Source organism: Peribacillus sp. SIMBA_075 (assembly GCF_046534585.1).
In genome coordinates, this window is sequence record NZ_JAWRYN010001086.1 from 1 (window position 1) to 254 (window position 254).

General features: G+C 66.5%; 1 protein-coding gene. It reads left to right on the forward strand.

Annotated elements, in window-relative coordinates:
* Positions 1 to 27: 27 nt before the first annotated feature.
* Positions 28 to 254, forward strand: a 227-nt coding sequence (locus tag SB775_RS31640; protein WP_410865247.1) for a hypothetical protein, incomplete at its 3' end; no start/stop codon positions are given.

Consider the following 254-nt stretch of genomic DNA (forward strand, 5'->3'; position numbering starts at 1 on the left):
GGGCTGGTCAACATGGGAGTTTCGGCGGTGTCCGGCTTCATGGGTGGCGGAGCAGATATCCCGGCGGGCACGGCAAGCACGACGACCGGGCTCAATCAGTACGGTTTCCACCTCGCGACGGGCGGCGCGGTGTCGGGGCCGGGAACGAGCACGAGCGACAGTATTCCGGCGTGGCTGTCTGATGGCGAATACGTCGTCAAGGCGGCGGCCGTGGATCGTATTGGCGTGCATGCGCTCGACGCGCTCAATGCGGG